Below are 274 nucleotides of genomic sequence, written 5' to 3' on the forward strand. Positions count from 1 at the left end.
CTTGCATTCCAGTTACTGAAATAAGGAAAGGGGAGGGAAGGCTTGAAGCCATTGTTATCCGTGCGCGGTTTGCAAACCCATTTTTTCACAGACGAAGGAGTCGTTCGATCTGTAGACAATGTTGATTTCTCCATAAACGAAGGCGAAATCCTGGGTATTGTTGGGGAGTCTGGATGCGGCAAAAGCGTGACGTCGCTCTCGATTATGGGACTAGTTGCTTCTCCGCCTGGAAAGATTGTCGGGGGAGAGATTCTGTTCGAAGGAAAGAATCTGG

The 274-nt window shown here is 48.2% G+C and carries 1 protein-coding gene; it reads left to right on the top strand.

Annotated elements, in window-relative coordinates; translation table 11 throughout:
• Nucleotides 1-42 precede the first annotated feature (42 nt).
• Nucleotides 43-274 (top strand): ATP-binding cassette domain-containing protein (locus SB775_RS29360; protein WP_410864759.1); only part of this gene is annotated, 232 nt, incomplete at its 3' end.

The organism is Peribacillus sp. SIMBA_075 (assembly GCF_046534585.1).